General features: G+C 43.3%; 15 protein-coding genes. 2 read left to right on the top strand and 13 right to left on the bottom strand.

The window, feature by feature from the left end:
- Nucleotides 1-52 precede the first annotated feature (52 nt).
- From SNAG_RS02970 to SNAG_RS02960, 3 genes are all read right to left on the bottom strand, one after another.
- Nucleotides 53-559 carry a dihydrofolate reductase gene (locus SNAG_RS02970; protein ID WP_096406380.1) on the bottom strand — a complete coding sequence of 169 codons (507 nt, stop codon included), beginning with the start codon at nt 557-559 and terminating at the stop codon, nt 53-55.
- Between the two features lie 118 nt (nt 560-677).
- Nucleotides 678-1,352 (bottom strand): (d)CMP kinase, encoded by a 675-nt coding sequence (gene cmk / locus SNAG_RS02965; RefSeq protein ID WP_096406377.1) that lies wholly within the window; start codon nt 1,350-1,352, stop codon nt 678-680.
- Between the two features lie 9 nt (nt 1,353-1,361).
- Nucleotides 1,362-1,871, bottom strand: a complete 510-nt coding sequence (locus SNAG_RS02960) for an SAG1386/EF1546 family surface-associated protein (protein ID WP_000410182.1) — start codon at nt 1,869-1,871, stop codon at nt 1,362-1,364.
- A 45-nt stretch (nt 1,872-1,916) separates the two neighbouring features.
- Between SNAG_RS02960 and SNAG_RS02955 the strand changes: the two genes are divergently transcribed.
- On the top strand, nt 1,917-2,120 hold the full coding sequence (locus SNAG_RS02955) for a ferredoxin (RefSeq protein WP_004240353.1): 204 nt from the start codon (nt 1,917-1,919) through the stop codon (nt 2,118-2,120).
- 82 nt (nt 2,121-2,202) lie between these two features.
- Here SNAG_RS02955 and SNAG_RS02950 read toward each other — a convergent pair whose 3' ends face one another.
- The 6 genes from SNAG_RS02950 to SNAG_RS02925 form a co-directional block, all read right to left on the bottom strand.
- Nucleotides 2,203-3,186 (bottom strand): glycosyltransferase family 2 protein, encoded by a 984-nt coding sequence (locus tag SNAG_RS02950; protein WP_172842380.1) that lies wholly within the window; start codon nt 3,184-3,186, stop codon nt 2,203-2,205.
- Nucleotides 3,170-4,189 carry a UDP-glucose 4-epimerase GalE gene (gene galE / locus SNAG_RS02945; RefSeq protein WP_096406372.1) on the bottom strand — a complete coding sequence of 340 codons (1,020 nt, stop codon included), beginning with the start codon at nt 4,187-4,189 and terminating at the stop codon, nt 3,170-3,172. The genes SNAG_RS02950 and galE overlap by 17 nt, the downstream gene beginning before the upstream one ends.
- A 101-nt stretch (nt 4,190-4,290) precedes the next feature.
- Entirely contained in the window at nt 4,291-5,394 is a 1,104-nt protein-coding gene (locus tag SNAG_RS02940) for an NAD(P)/FAD-dependent oxidoreductase (RefSeq protein ID WP_096406369.1), read from the bottom strand.
- A gap of 16 nt (nt 5,395-5,410) precedes the next feature.
- Nucleotides 5,411-6,208, bottom strand: a complete 798-nt coding sequence (locus tag SNAG_RS02935; protein ID WP_096406366.1) for a Nif3-like dinuclear metal center hexameric protein — start codon at nt 6,206-6,208, stop codon at nt 5,411-5,413.
- Nucleotides 6,195-6,872, bottom strand: coding sequence for a tRNA (adenine(22)-N(1))-methyltransferase (locus SNAG_RS02930; protein ID WP_096406364.1), 678 nt, complete (start codon nt 6,870-6,872; stop codon nt 6,195-6,197). The genes SNAG_RS02935 and SNAG_RS02930 overlap by 14 nt, the downstream gene beginning before the upstream one ends.
- A 101-nt stretch (nt 6,873-6,973) precedes the next feature.
- A complete protein-coding gene (locus SNAG_RS02925) occupies nt 6,974-9,310 on the bottom strand; it encodes a cation-translocating P-type ATPase (protein ID WP_096406361.1) in 2,337 nt (778 codons plus the stop codon).
- A gap of 132 nt (nt 9,311-9,442) precedes the next feature.
- Here SNAG_RS02925 and SNAG_RS02920 point away from each other — a divergent pair, with 132 nt between their 5' ends.
- Nucleotides 9,443-10,192, top strand: coding sequence for a lysophospholipid acyltransferase family protein (locus tag SNAG_RS02920; protein ID WP_096406359.1), 750 nt, complete (start codon nt 9,443-9,445; stop codon nt 10,190-10,192).
- A gap of 42 nt (nt 10,193-10,234) precedes the next feature.
- Here the strand turns inward: SNAG_RS02920 and SNAG_RS02915 are convergent, their stop codons facing one another.
- From SNAG_RS02915 to SNAG_RS02900, 4 genes are read right to left on the bottom strand one after another with little or no spacing between them, the layout of a single operon-like run.
- Complete coding sequence (locus SNAG_RS02915; RefSeq protein WP_096406356.1) at nt 10,235-10,927, bottom strand: alpha/beta hydrolase-fold protein; 693 nt, start codon at nt 10,925-10,927, stop codon at nt 10,235-10,237.
- Nucleotides 10,908-11,918, bottom strand: coding sequence for an ABC transporter substrate-binding protein (locus SNAG_RS02910; protein ID WP_096406354.1), 1,011 nt, complete (start codon nt 11,916-11,918; stop codon nt 10,908-10,910). Before SNAG_RS02910 ends, SNAG_RS02915 begins: the two co-directional genes overlap by 20 nt.
- Before the next feature lie 19 nt (nt 11,919-11,937).
- Nucleotides 11,938-12,693 carry an ABC transporter ATP-binding protein gene (locus SNAG_RS02905; protein WP_096406351.1) on the bottom strand — a complete coding sequence of 252 codons (756 nt, stop codon included), beginning with the start codon at nt 12,691-12,693 and terminating at the stop codon, nt 11,938-11,940.
- Nucleotide 12,694: 1 nt separating this feature from the next.
- A complete protein-coding gene (locus tag SNAG_RS02900; protein WP_096406348.1) occupies nt 12,695-13,741 on the bottom strand; it encodes a FecCD family ABC transporter permease in 1,047 nt (348 codons plus the stop codon).
- Between the last annotated feature and the right edge of the window lie 157 nt (nt 13,742-13,898).

Below are 13,898 nucleotides of genomic sequence, written 5' to 3'. Positions count from 1 at the left end.
ATACAGATCACACACAAAAAAGCTGTAAAAAATCCAAATATACTGCGCTCCATTAGACTTCCTTTCTCTTTCGGTATTGGATGGTGAAATCATAGTTATTTTTCTCATCTCGCTCATAAGATTTGCTTGCGACTGTCTCAAAAAGAGACAAGTCAAAATCCTCAGGAAAATAGGTATCTCCCTCCACCTGAGCATGAATCTGCGTCACGATGATTTCATCTAAATAAGGCTCAAAAGCCTGAAAAATCTGCTTTCCGCCAATGATATAGAGATTTTTTTCCTGACTCTGATACCAAGCTAAAACAGACTCCACATCTTGAAATACGAGCGCCCCATCTATGACTTCTTCGCTATTTCGCGTTAAAATCAGGGTTTGCCGTTTTGGAAGCAGACGACGTCCCATGCCATCAAAGGTCACTCGCCCCATCAGTATAGCATGATTCAAAGTTGTTTCCTTAAAATGTTGCAACTCTGCTGGCAAATGCCAAGGGAGACGATCTTCCTTCCCAATCACACCTTTTTCATCTTGGGCCCAAATGGCTACGATTTTCTTTGTCATGCTTCCGTCCTTTTTATTGATACTACTATTTTATCAAAATTCTCCCAAAAAGGCTGTTTTGAAACGCGCGCAAAAGAGAGAAAAGGAGCAGGCTTCATTTAGCCTGCTCCTCTCGTCCCTAGGACATATATTTTTTTGCTTCTGATTCAATTCTTTCGACTACTTCTTGGATACTCAATCCAGTTGTGTCGAGGTAAACTGCGTCCTCTGCTTGTTTGAGAGGCGAGGTTTCGCGATGACTATCTTTGTAATCACGTGCCGCAATCTCTTCTTTCAGAGTTTCCAGGTCCGTCTCAATCCCTTTAGCAATATTTTCCTTGTAACGACGCTCTGCTCTTTCTTCAACAGAGGCTACTAGGAAAATCTTGAGTTCAGCTTGTGGTAAAACAACTGTCCCGATATCACGTCCATCCATGACAATACCACCTTGCTGGGCAATCTTCTGTTGGAGAGAGACCAGTTTCTCACGCACTTCTGGAATGGCAGCGATGCTTGAAACCTGGTTGGTCACTTCATTTTCACGAATCGGATGGGTAATATCTACATCACCAACAAAGACAAGTTGTTCACCTGCCTCCGAACGCCCAAAACTAATGGGATGTTGGTCAAGGAGATGAAGAAGTTGGTCTACAGTTTCAGCATCTACTTGGTGTTTGATGGCAATATAGGTAGCCGCACGGTACATAGCACCCGTGTCGAGATAAGTATAGCCAAAATCTTTTGCGACGATCTTTGCGACCGTACTCTTACCACTGGAAGCAGGACCATCAATAGCAATTTGAATTGTCTTCATTTCCGACTCCTATCTTGTCTTGATGACATCACCTGGGTTAGCAAACCAAGAGCCAGATGACATATGAGAAGGATTCAAAGCTTCCAACTGGGCAATGGAAATCCCTGCACGTTGTGCAAGAGCTGCTTCTCCCTCTCCAGGCTGTACTGTAAGTGTTCCTTCACCCTCTGTAGTATGTTCTTCCGAACTGCTCTGTGAAGGTGTTGATTCAGAAGAAGCTGTTTCCTCTACCTTGCTGCTTGAAGATGAAGACTCTTCCACTTTTGAAGTGGAACTGCTAGCAGGTGCTGAAGGATCATAAAAATCCTTCAAGGCAGCCGTACGGTTGCTTCCTCCAGTAGAAAGGTAAATCAATACGACAACCATTGCTACAACGATTACAAAGAAGAGGCTAGCTAGAACTGTCAAGACACGATTGGCAACAACGCCTTTTCCCTTTTGTTTACGGTGACGACGTTCCGATCTTGATTCTTCCTCATTATTTTCATAAATATCTTCTTGCCATGGTTCTTTTTCCATACCTTACTCCTTGTATTTTTTAAACTTTCTTATTACAATATAAATATGAAACTCACACTTATACCTGAACGATGCATCGCCTGTGGGCTTTGCCAAACCTATTCTGAACTCTTTGATTATCACGATAATGGAATCGTTCGATTTTACGATGATCCAGTTGAATTGCAAAGAGAAATCACTGAGACCAGCGATGTTCTAGAGGCCATCAAAAATTGTCCTACACGTGCACTTCTAAAAGATCGGTCATAGTTTAAAAGGGAGATTGATATTGTAGATTCTTTTTATCACTTTAATCCCTTCATCTATTAGTTTAGCATATTTCTAGGTAAAATTATAGTCTTTTCCGGCTATTTTTTCCTTCAAAAATAGAAAAATCACTTTTTTCTTTAACGAGATAGAGTGGTCTTTTTTTGGTTTCCAGATAGATCTTACTGATATACTTGCCTAGAATCCCAATTGTCAGGAGTTGAATCCCTCCAAGAAAGAGAATGACAGCCATCAGAGAGGTCCAGCCAGATGTCGGATTTCCCAAGATAAGGGTCCGAAACACCACAAAAACAGTCATCATAAAAGAAATAAAACAAGATAGGAGTCCCGCTACAAAGGCTATACTTAAGGGAAAATCTGAAAAGTTGAGAATCCCTTCAATCGAGTAGAAAAAGAGCTTCCTAAAACTCCAACTGGTCTTGCCAGCCTGTCTTTCGACATTTGGATAGTCAAGATAGTGCGTTCGAAAACCAACCCAGGCAAAGAGACCCTTAGAAAAACGATTGGATTCGGTCAAGGCTAAAATAGCATCCACCACAGACCTTCTCATCATCCGAAAATCACGGACACCCGAGGGCAAGGCTACTGGGCTAATTTTTTGCATGAGGCGGTAAAAGAGATTGGCACAGAAGCTTCGAAGAAAGGGTTCTCCCTCCCGACTAGTTCTCCGTGTCCCAACACAGTCCAAGTCTGCATTTTGGTCTAGTAAGGCTTTCATCTCAAGTAGCATACTAGGAGGATCCTGAAGGTCTGCATCCATCACGACCACCAGGTCTCCAGTTGCATGCTGCAAGCCTGCATACAGAGCTGCTTCTTTCCCAAAATTTCGCGAGAAAGAAATGTAATGTACCGCAGGATTTTGCAGCCGATAGGCCTTTAGCAAGTCTAAGGTCCCATCACTTGAGCCATCGTCTACAAAGACATACTCAATCTCTCCTCCCAATTCTGGAAGCAGTGCTTCAACAGACTGATAAAAAAGAGGAAGTACTTCCTCTTCGTTTAAACAAGGGACAATGATTGAGATCATCATCTTAGTCTTCAAATCCATTTGGATGCTTGCTTTGCCAACGCCATGCGTCTTCACACATTTGGGTGATGCTGAGTTCTGCTTCCCATCCCAGTTCAGCTTTGGCTTTTGCAGGGTTTGAGTAGCAGGCAGCGATATCACCTGGGCGGCGTTCTACGATGCGGTATGGAATGGGACGTCCTACCGCTTTTTCCATGTTTTGGATAATTTCAAGAACTGAATAGCCTTTACCTGTTCCAAGGTTGTAAATGTTAAGGCCTGAACCTTTTTGGATCTTTTGTAGAGCTGCAACGTGACCTTTGGCTAGGTCTACAACGTGGATATAGTCACGAACACCTGTTCCGTCCTCAGTTTCATAGTCATCACCGAAAACTTGTACTTGCTCTAGTTTGCCAACGGCTACTTGTGCCACATAAGGTAAGAGGTTGTTTGGAATACCGTTTGGATTTTCTCCCAAATCTCCACTTTCATGCGCTCCGATTGGGTTGAAGTAACGAAGCAAGACCACGTTCCATTCTGAGTCTGCCTTGTAGATATCGGTCAAAATTTCCTCTAGCATGAGCTTGGTACGACCGTAAGGGTTGGTCACTGAAAGCGGGAAATCTTCTAAGATTGGAACTGTATGAGGGTCTCCGTAAACTGTCGCCGAAGAACTGAAGATGATGTTCTTACAGTTATTTTCTTCCATGGCTTTTAGCAGGCTGACAGTTCCAGCGATATTGTTGTCATAGTAGGCAAGAGGGATACGTGTTGATTCACCAACAGCCTTCAGACCAGCAAAGTGAATGACACCAGTCGGCTCTTCCTGCTTGAAAATATCTCTGAGGGTATCCGTGTCACGGATATCTGCCTCATAGAAAGGAATCTCAACACCTGTGATTCTTTCAACAACTTCTAAACTCTTACGATTGCTATTGACAAGATTATCCACCACAACGACTTGATGACCTGCTTGGATCAATTCAATAACAGTGTGGGTTCCGATAAATCCGGCACCGCCAGTTACCAAAATCTTTTCTTGCATCTTTTTTCCTCGATTCTCGGATTATTTTTTCTTATTTTATCATTTTTGATAGGGAATGTCATTTGCCATCCTAAACTACCTGCTAAAATTTCAGTAAAATCTTATTCGCTTTTTACTTGTTTGACATAGTTTGCAATTGGATAGTTTACTGGGTCCAAGGTCAATTCCTTGTCTTGGATCAGTTGAGCTAAGTGGTAACCAATGATAGGCCCAGTTGTGAGGCCTGATGAACCTAGGCCACTAGCCGCATAGACACCTGCTAAGTCAGGTACTTCCCCAAAGAAAGGGGAGAAATCACTGGTATAGGCACGGACTCCTACTCGCTCACCTCTTATAGTAGCTTCAGCCAAGGCTGGGTAGTGAGGCAAGGCCGCATCCTCCATTTGTTGGAGCAAGGTTTCATCTACCGTCAAGTCAAATCCCATATCATTTTCATGGGTAGCTCCTAAGGACAATTTCCCACCTGCAAAAGGAATCAAATCCCACTCCCCTTCTGGCATGACAACAGGATAGGATTCCATATCTTGGGTAAGTTGATAATCTCGGAGTTGCCCTTTCTGAGGACGAACATCTACCTCATATCCTAAAGGCTCCAAAATGTCCCCCAACCAAGCTCCTGTTGCCAAAACAACCTGGTCGAATACCTCTTCACCAATCTGGTAACCTGATGATACAGGAGTCAGACTCACTTTTTCTTTGACCAGCTTGACTTGACTGGCTTCTAGCAAACGAGTCACTAAAAGTTGGCCATCGACTCTCGCTCCACCAGAAGCATAGAGCAGGCGGTCAAATCCCTGCAAGCAAGGGAATAATTCATTTGCAGACGCTTGGCCCAGAATAGCTAACTGGCCTATCAAGGGAGATACTTCCCTACGCTGGAGAGCTAGTTGATAGAGTTCTTCAAGCTTGGATTCATCCTTTTTCAAGAGAAAAACTCCCGAACGTTGGTAAAAGTCAATTTCCTGGCCAGACTTTTCTAAATCGGCCAACAAACCCACATAAAAGTCAGCCCCCAAGCGTGCCATCTTGTACCAGGCTTTATTACGGCGTTTGGAAAACCAAGGACTGATAATTCCTGCTGCTGCCTTGGTTGCCTGACCCTGTCCATGGTCAAAAACGGTCACCTCTAAATCTGCTTCTTTGAAGAGGTAGTAGGCAGCAGTTGCCCCTACAATCCCTGCTCCAATAATGGCAACTTTTTTCATTGTTTTCTCTTTCTAACTAGATATGGTGGAAAGGATTGGTCGATGCTTGACTAGGTATGATATCAATGGTCCAATCCTTTTCTGCCTTCCATTGTGCAAGGAGATCAGCAATTTTTTCAACAAAAAGAATTTCGATATAGTGGCCCGGGTCCAGCGCCAACAAGCCATCAGACAGCATGTCCTGGGCAGTATGGTAGTAGATGTCACCAGTAATATAGACATCCGCCCCCTTTTCCAAAGCATCAGGATAGAAAGACTGACCACTACCACCGCAAATGGCAACTCTTGAAATTTCCTTCTTCAAATCACTCTCTTGATAATGCACCATGCGAAGGTTATCTAGGTCAAATACTTGCTTGACATGACTGGCGAATTCTTCATATGTTTGAGGTTGAATGTCACCAATACGCCCAATCCCACGTTCTGGGCCTGTTTCCTGGAGATAAGTCGTCTCCTCGATACCTAACATCTGACAGAACCAATCATTGAGGCCATTCTCGACAATGTCAATATTGGTGTGACTGACATAAACTGCGATATCATGCTTAATCAAATCAATGTAAATCTGATTTTGTGGACGGCTAGCTACCAAATCCTTAATCGGACGGAAAATCGGCGCGTGCTTAACGATAATCAAATCTACACCCTTTTCAATAGCCTCTGCCACCGTCTCTTCACGAATATCAAGGGCAACCATGACCCTTTGGATATCCTTGTCTAAAGTACCGATTTGCAGGCCACGACTGTCTCCCTCCATGGAAAATTCCTGAGGACAAAAATCTTCATAACGTTTAATCACTTCACTTGCTAACATGGAGCACCTCCTTGATGGCTTGAATCTTATGAGCTAGAACTTGACGTTCTTCTCGATTTTTCTCTGGGATTTGGTCAAGAGCAAACTCTAACTTATTTGCTTCTTTTTGCCATTTTTGGACAAATACTGGACTGACCTCTTTGGACAAGAAGGGTCCAAAGCGAAGATCACTTGCTGATAAGTACATCTCTCCAGCTTCCACCACTAGAATTTCATAAAACTTGCCAGCTTCTTCTAGGATGCTTTCTGCTACAATCTGAAAACCGTGGTCTTGTAGCCAGATGCGCAAGTCGTCTTCACGATTATTTGGCTGAAGAATCAAACGCTCTACATTAGCTAACTTGTCCAAACCCTCTTCTAAAATCCTAGCAATCAAACGACCTCCCATGCCAGCAATGGTGATAACCGATACCTGGTCTGCCTCTTCAAAAGCTGCCAAGCCATTGGCTAAACGGACTTGGATTTTCTTCTTTAGACCGTGAGCTTCAACATTCTTGACCGCAGACTGGTAGGGGCCTTCCACCACCTCACCAGCAATAGCACGCTCAATTTGGCCTCTCTCGACCAACTCGATAGGCAGATAAGCATGGTCACTCCCCACATCTAGTAAAATGGCCCCCTGTGTCACAAAGGACGCCACCAATTCTAATCTCTTTGAAATCATCTTCTCTCTCTTTCCAAAACTCTGTTACCTCTTATTATACCATATTTCAGCTAGCAATCTCGCTCCTAAAAAGACCGCAATCCACAGATTGCAGCCTTTCTTTATTTTCTAGCTTGATAACGACTGGTTAAGATAAATATCACTGTAAAGACAGCCATCATGACAAGGTAAACAGGGAATGTTTGTCCTGTAAGTGTCGAAATTTCAAGCAGTTTCTGGATTTTTGGGAAAAGAGCTGTAGCCAGGAAGCCTCCTACTGACCAAACAATCAAAAGCACACGCCAGAGGGTAAATGGCATGCAGGCTCTAAATACGGATAAGAAACCGATAGACCCAAGGAGATAATAAAGTAGGGTTGAGATTTCTAACTCTGACCAACCTTGGCTAGCCCCAAAGATTTTGACAAAAAGAACACTGAAGACGACCATAAGGGCACTTGGTAGGGCACGAAGCATGGATCTTCTGAGGAAATTTGGCTCAACAGGCTTAATATTTCGCTCAAAAGTCAGAACGAATGGCGGGAAACCTTCCACAAATTGGTCGATCATGGTAATCTGGATCGGAATGAAAGGGAAAATCAAAATCCACTCAGACCGTCCTAGAAGAGCACTGGCGATACAGATGACAGCAAGCAAGAAGGAATAAATGGTCTTAATCAAGAAAATCGGAGCGATGTGGGCAATGTTATTAACCACCCGACGACCTTCAAATAGAATCTCAGGAACATCATTAAAGTCTGAGTTCAAGAGAACTAGATTGGCAATCTGACGTGTTGCCGGATCTCCTTCTGCCATTACAATCGAACAGTCTGCTTCACGAAGGGCCAGAATATCATTGACACCGTCCCCTGTCATAGCCGTTGTATGACCCGCTTTTTTCAGGGTTTGGATCAGTAGTTTCTTTTGATGAGGAGAAACCCGTCCGAAAATGGCTGTTGCCTCAGCCATGGCCATCAATTCCTCATCCGTGATTTTTGAGCAATCTACATAGCTTTGATAGTCTGCAAAACCAGCTTTCTGGGCAATGCTGGATACAGTGACCGGATTGTCCCCAGAAATGATTTTGAGGCCCACTTCCTGAGAACGGAGGTAGTCTAGTGTCTCTGCTGCTCCTTCTCGAATGGGGTCCAAAATTTCCAGCAAGGCCAGAGCCTGAATATCAGATGGTTTATGTGGTTTGTGATGATCTAGTTTTTCCTGACTGAGAGCCAAGACCAAGACACGAGAACCTCGTTCCAAGGCCTCTCTGGCTTCTGGTACTTCAGAGTCCAACAACATCTCAGGCGCCCCTAAGAAAACTGTCCCTAGCCCTTCCAACTCCATAGCTCCCCACTTGCGGTCGCTAGAGAAGGGAAGATTGGAAAGCATAGGGTAGGCAACCTTTCCTTGGAAACGCTGGCGAATGGCTTGAGCTGTAGGATTTTTATCCTCACTATGGGCCATATAGCTGGTCAGAATGCTGGCAATCGCATGCTCACCATACTCTTCGGTCAAAGGAAGAAGGGCCTCCACCTGCATCTTTCCTTGGGTGATGGTTCCCGTCTTGTCCAAACAGAGAATATCCACGCGCGCCAAGGTCTCGACAGAGTACATCTCCTGCACCAAGACCTTTTTCAAGCCCAGCTTGATCACCGCAGTCAAGAGCGAAGTGATGGTCAAAAGGGCGATTCCCTTGGGCAACATACCCAAAAGTGCTGTCGAAGTATTCACTACAGAAGACTTGAGAGGCAAGCCTTTTAAAATCAAGGCTTCTAGCAAGAGAGCCAGACCAAAGGGAATGATAATCTTCCCAGTAAAACCAGCTAGCTTGTCCAGCGATTTCATGATACGGGAGTTAATGGGTTTCACTGTCTTAGCTTCCAGCATGAGTTTGGAAGCATAGTTTTCTGCCCCGACATGGTGGACTTGAGCCAAAACTGCGCCACTGGCTAGGAAACTCCCTGATAAAAGCAAGGCATCCACTTCCTTTTGCACCAAATCACTCTCACCCGTCAACATGGCTTCATTGACTTCCGCAAAGCCTTCTAAAACCCGCGCATCACTAGGAATCTGCTCTCCAGCCGACAGACGAATCACATCACCCAGCACCAATTCTTCTGGATTGATGGCAATTTCCTGACCCTCACGGATGGTTTTGACCTTTTCCTTGGTCATGAGATTGAGCTTGTCCACCATGTGCTTGGCACGTAGTTCGGTCACAATTCCAGAAAAAGCGTTAAAGCAGATAACAGCAAAGAAGACCAGATTGCTCCAAGCCTGCACAAAGGCAAGCGCTAGGGCAATAACAAAGTTTAATGCGTTAAAAAGTGTAAAAACATTTCGTTTGATGATTTGCCAAGTACTGGTACTGGCTGATGCGGTAAAGTCATTGACCAAACCTTGAGCCTGTCTTTCCTTGACTTCTCTTTGGGTTAATCCCATTATCTTATTTTTATCCATAAATTCTATCATATCATTTTTTTTAAAAGAATTCTAATCCAATCTAAAACTGTTGGCTGATAACTGAAAAAGTTTGCCAGCAGTCTTTTGATAAGGTATAATAATAAAAGCAATACAATCGAAGGAGATCTCATGTTTTATACTTATTTACGTGGACTAGTCATGCTAATTTTGTGGTCCATCAACGGCAATGCCCACTACCACAATACTGATAAAATCCCTAGTAAAGATGAAAACTATATCCTGGTCGCACCTCATCGTACCTGGTGGGATCCAGTTTACATGGCTTTTGCGACCAAACCAAAACAGTTCATCTTTATGGCTAAAAAAGAGCTTTTTAACAACCGCATCTTTGGCTGGTGGATTCGTATGTGTGGGGCCTTTCCTATCGACCGGGAAAATCCTAGCGCCTCTGCTATCAAATACCCTATCAATGTTCTCAAAAAAAGTGACCGTTCCCTTATCATGTTTCCTAGTGGTAGTCGCCACTCGACAGATGTCAAAGGCGGAGTTGCCTTGATTGCTAAAATGGCCAAGGTCCGTATCATGCCGGTTACCTACACCGGTCCCATGACCTTGAAGGGCTTGGTTAGCCGTGAACGTGTCGATATGAACTTTGGAAATCCAATCGATATCTCAGACATCAAGAAAATGAATGATGAAGGGATTGAAATGGTTGCAGACCGTATCCAAGCAGAATTCCAACGTTTGGACGAAGAAACCAAGCAATGGCACAATGATAAAAAACCAAATCCACTCTGGTGGTTTGTCCGTATCCCTGCCCTCTTCCTTGCTGTGATTGTTGGTATCCTAACGATTATCTTTACCTTCATCGCAAGCTTTATCTGGAATCCAGATAAGAAGAGAGAGTCTCTTGGTTAAAAAATACAATTATCCCTTGGCTTTTACCAAGGGATATTTCTTTTATGCAATTTCCCATTCTTGGGCCAACCAGCTGGAAAAGACTAGAAATCGCTCAACCACTTGCTCATGATGCCCATAAGAATCAAAGACAAACTGACCAGCCGGATAGTGCTTCTGAAGGCTAGTATGGATCTGCTCAGCATAGACTGGTGCTTGAGCCAAGCGATTGGTATGATGGGCTCCTTCTGTTTGACCGTTCTGTAAATACAGCAAACAATCTAAATTTCTCACCTTTTCTTCCTTGCAGTAAGTCACAAAATCAGGATACCAAAAGGAACCGCAGATAGAGAAGATACAGGAGACCTTGTCAAAATGGAAAAGACTGTATACTGCTGTCAAACCACCTAGTGAGTAACCCCCATAGGCAAGGCGATTTTTGTCCAGGCGATAAAGCGACTGCAACTTGTCTAAAAGACCTCCAAATAAATGACTATGATAGGCATTTGCCTGACCGCCAAAATCTGGAGCTCCATCTCTCAGAGCAGGTGCCTTCCAGGGAGTGTAGTCATCTAGGCGATTTTTAGAGGTCAAGCCCACTAAAATCACAGATTCTGAAAGGGAAGATAGAAAATCCAAGTTTCCATCATTCAAGAGAATCGCTGGATAGATTTGATTGGGATCATAGGTTGAAGGAAGGCTGACCTTGACTTGGATCCCTTCCCAATCAAACTCATTATTTATTGATAAAGTCATTGATTTTCTCAAGGGAATCAATCACTGCTGGACCATAGTCCATCAACTCATCGTAAGAAATGGTCATGATTTTTTGATTCTTAATTGCAGGAACGTTTTCTAAAACTTCATTTGCCTTCATCAACTCTACTGCGTTGGCATCCAATTTTTTATTGCGGTCGCTGGTCACATAGATAATCAACTCAGGATCCATTGACACGAGATTTTCCAAGGTCAAGCCTGATGTTCCCGTTGCAACGTTGGTATAACCAAGTTGATTCAACAAGCTCTCTTGCAAAGCAGACTTGTAAGCACCAAAGGTTTCGTCATTATAAGCAACCATAATCAAAGCCTTTTTCTTTTCACCTTGGCTTGCTGGGTTTGCTTTCTTAACAGCATCAATTTTAGCTTGTAATTGGACTGCGTATTCATTAGCCTTGTCCTGAACATTGAAAATCATTCCAAGATTTTTGACATCTTCTACGATATTTCCCAAATCTTGCTGAATCGTTGAAAGAGAAGCTTTTTGCGTATAGACTGGGATTTTGTTTTCATTCCAGGTGCTAACTGTCCCCAAGGATTTTTCAGAAAACATCATGTTTCGACCCATCACAGCATCTGGCTCATAAGAAAGGACTGTCTCTTGTGAGACTGTTTTTTTGTCCCCAATTTGAGGAATCGTCGCAATCGCATCCTTGTATTTGTCTGTTACAGCATTGTCAGGGTTGAGCATGCCAGCAATTTTATCCTTCAAGCCTAACTCCAATAAGATTTCAGTGGTTGAAAGATTGTTGGTGATAACTTTTTCAGGTGACTTGTCAAAGACTTGTTCGACTTCATTCCCTTTAGCATCATAGGTCTTGACTGTTAACGGATAAGTCGTCTCTGTGCTGGCCTTTTGACTTGTTTCCGTGCTAGATTGTGTGGTTGCTTTTTCTGTAGTGGTATTGCCACAAGCTGCCATCGTTAAGGTAGCTACTGTTACGAGTAAAATGCTTAGTGTTTTTTTCATCTTGTTTTCCTTTTCTTTCTTATAAATAGTGAATCATAGCTTGCTGATCCTCGGTCCAAGTAACCTGACTTTGAACTCCATATACAGTTTGCAATGACTCTGGGGTGATGGTCTCCTTTGGAGTCCCTTGGTAAAGGATTTCTCCCTCTTTCATCAGATAGAGATAATTCGAATAGCGACAAGCAAGTTGAATATCATGTAGGACAGCTAAAACATTGACCTTGAGATTCTTCACAATGGCCAACAAGTCTAGCTGATACTTGATATCCAGGTGATTGGTTGGTTCGTCCAGGAGCAAGAGAGTCGGTTCTTGCGCCAAGGCGCGGGCTAATAAGACTCGTTGTTTCTCCCCCCCTGACAGAGACGAATAGAGACGAGTTTTCTTCTCAAGCATATCCACCTTGACGAGAGCATCTTGAACGAGGGCATAATCCCTTTCCTTTTCCTTCTGTAAAAAAGAGAGGTGAGGCGTTCTTCCCAGCAAGACGATTTCCTCAACTGTACAATCAAACTGCAATTGATTAAACTGGGTAACAACTGCCATTTGCTTGGCTGTTTCTTTGAGTGACCAATGCTCCAGTGGCTTTCCATCTAGGCTTATCAAGCCTTTGTCTGCCTTTTCCTGACGATAGAGGAGTTTAAGCAGGCTAGTTTTTCCACTTCCATTTGGTCCTAGTATCGTGTGAAATTGATGCCCCTCAACCTTAAGAGAAACTCCTTTGAGAATTTTTTTCTCTCCTATTCCAAAGTGGACATCCTGACAAATCAAGTCCATATCAGGCCCTCACCTCCCTTCGCCTTCCTCCAACAATGTAGATAAAGAAGGGAGCACCTACTAAAGCTGTGAAAATACCAATCGGCAGCTCGGCATTTGGAATGATGATACGAGAGAGTACATCTGCCCAGATGACAAAGAGGGCACCCAGCAAGGTTGCAACGGGAAAAAGCCTCTTGTAATTCGTTCCTACTAACCCTCGAGCTAAATGTGGAGTAATCAGACCGACAAATCCAATAATCCCACAAGTTGCCACTAAGACAGCTGTCAGCACAGCCACCACGGTCACGTAAAGATACCAATAGAAGCGTAAGGGAATTCCCAAAGTTAAAGCAGCCTCATCTCCCATCATCATCGCATTAAAAACACGATACTGAGTAGTGAAAAATAGAAAGGCCAATCCTACTACTATAGTTGGCAGGACTAAGTCAGACCAAGTAGTCCCTGCAAGCGAACCCATGGTCCAAAACTTAATGGTCATCACACTGTCCGCATTAGCGCCAACTGAGATAATAAAGTTGGAAAATGCCAGAAAGAGAGCATTGACCACCGTTCCTGATAAGATCAGACTAGAAGTCGTCATCCTGCCCTGCATAGAGGCAATGATAAGGACAGCGATTGTTGCCAAAATAGCTCCAAGGAAAGCTCCAAGGCTAATCACCAATTTTAAACCAATAATGATGCTCAAAGTTGCCCCTAGAGTTGCACCCGCAGAAATTCCTAAGACATAAGGCTCAGCGATGGGGTTGTTCACTGTGGACTGCATCACACTACCACACATAGAAAGACCAACCCCTACTATCAGACCTAACAATACTCGGGGGAACCTCATATTCCATACAATGGCAAGAGTAGACTTGGAAACCTCTCCTATCTCAAGAGGAAATCCCAATCTGCTCAAAATGATTCGATAGGTATCTCCTAAATCAATCGCAACAGATCCCATTGAAACTGCTAGAAAGAGAGAAATCCCTAAAATACCTAGTAAAATAACTAAAAGTAACACAAATTGCAAATCTTGTCGGCTTCCAGAAAATTTGGAAAGCATGAAAACCTCCTTAGACAAAATTAAAAATTTAGAAAATTCTCATAAAAAGTATACCATATTTTCAACAATGGAACAAGATGAGAAAAATAAATATAGTTGGTCTTACAGTGCTAATAATCGTAACCGAAGATTATACTTAGGTATATCGAGGTAAAGT

Origin of the sequence: Streptococcus sp. NPS 308 (assembly GCF_002355895.1) — a bacterium.
Classification (GTDB): Bacteria; Bacillota; Bacilli; order Lactobacillales; family Streptococcaceae; genus Streptococcus.
The sequence above is the reverse complement of the archived record's forward strand: the minus strand, read 5'-3'. Positions and strand labels throughout refer to the sequence as shown.

Coding starts and splice junctions, on each gene's coding strand:
- SNAG_RS02970 (WP_096406380.1), bottom strand. CDS start 559: ATGACAAAGAAAATCGTAGCCATTTGGGCCCAAGATGAAAAAGGTGTG.
- SNAG_RS02915 (WP_096406356.1), bottom strand. CDS start 10,927: ATGACTTTATCAATAAATAATGAGTTTGATTGGGAAGGGATCCAAGTC.
- SNAG_RS02960 (WP_000410182.1), bottom strand. CDS start 1,871: ATGGAAAAAGAACCATGGCAAGAAGATATTTATGAAAATAATGAGGAA.
- SNAG_RS02910 (WP_096406354.1), bottom strand. CDS start 11,918: ATGAAAAAAACACTAAGCATTTTACTCGTAACAGTAGCTACCTTAACG.
- SNAG_RS02900 (WP_096406348.1), bottom strand. CDS start 13,741: ATGCTTTCCAAATTTTCTGGAAGCCGACAAGATTTGCAATTTGTGTTA.
- SNAG_RS02935 (WP_096406366.1), bottom strand. CDS start 6,208: ATGTTAGCAAGTGAAGTGATTAAACGTTATGAAGATTTTTGTCCTCAG.
- galE (WP_096406372.1), bottom strand. CDS start 4,189: ATGCAAGAAAAGATTTTGGTAACTGGCGGTGCCGGATTTATCGGAACC.
- SNAG_RS02930 (WP_096406364.1), bottom strand. CDS start 6,872: ATGATTTCAAAGAGATTAGAATTGGTGGCGTCCTTTGTGACACAGGGG.
- SNAG_RS02950 (WP_172842380.1), bottom strand. CDS start 3,186: ATGGATTTGAAGACTAAGATGATGATCTCAATCATTGTCCCTTGTTTA.
- SNAG_RS02940 (WP_096406369.1), bottom strand. CDS start 5,394: ATGAAAAAAGTTGCCATTATTGGAGCAGGGATTGTAGGGGCAACTGCT.
- SNAG_RS02905 (WP_096406351.1), bottom strand. CDS start 12,693: ATGGACTTGATTTGTCAGGATGTCCACTTTGGAATAGGAGAGAAAAAA.
- cmk (WP_096406377.1), bottom strand. CDS start 1,352: ATGAAGACAATTCAAATTGCTATTGATGGTCCTGCTTCCAGTGGTAAG.
- SNAG_RS02955 (WP_004240353.1), top strand. CDS start 1,917: ATGAAACTCACACTTATACCTGAACGATGCATCGCCTGTGGGCTTTGC.
- SNAG_RS02920 (WP_096406359.1), top strand. CDS start 9,443: ATGTTTTATACTTATTTACGTGGACTAGTCATGCTAATTTTGTGGTCC.
- SNAG_RS02925 (WP_096406361.1), bottom strand. CDS start 9,310: ATGGATAAAAATAAGATAATGGGATTAACCCAAAGAGAAGTCAAGGAA.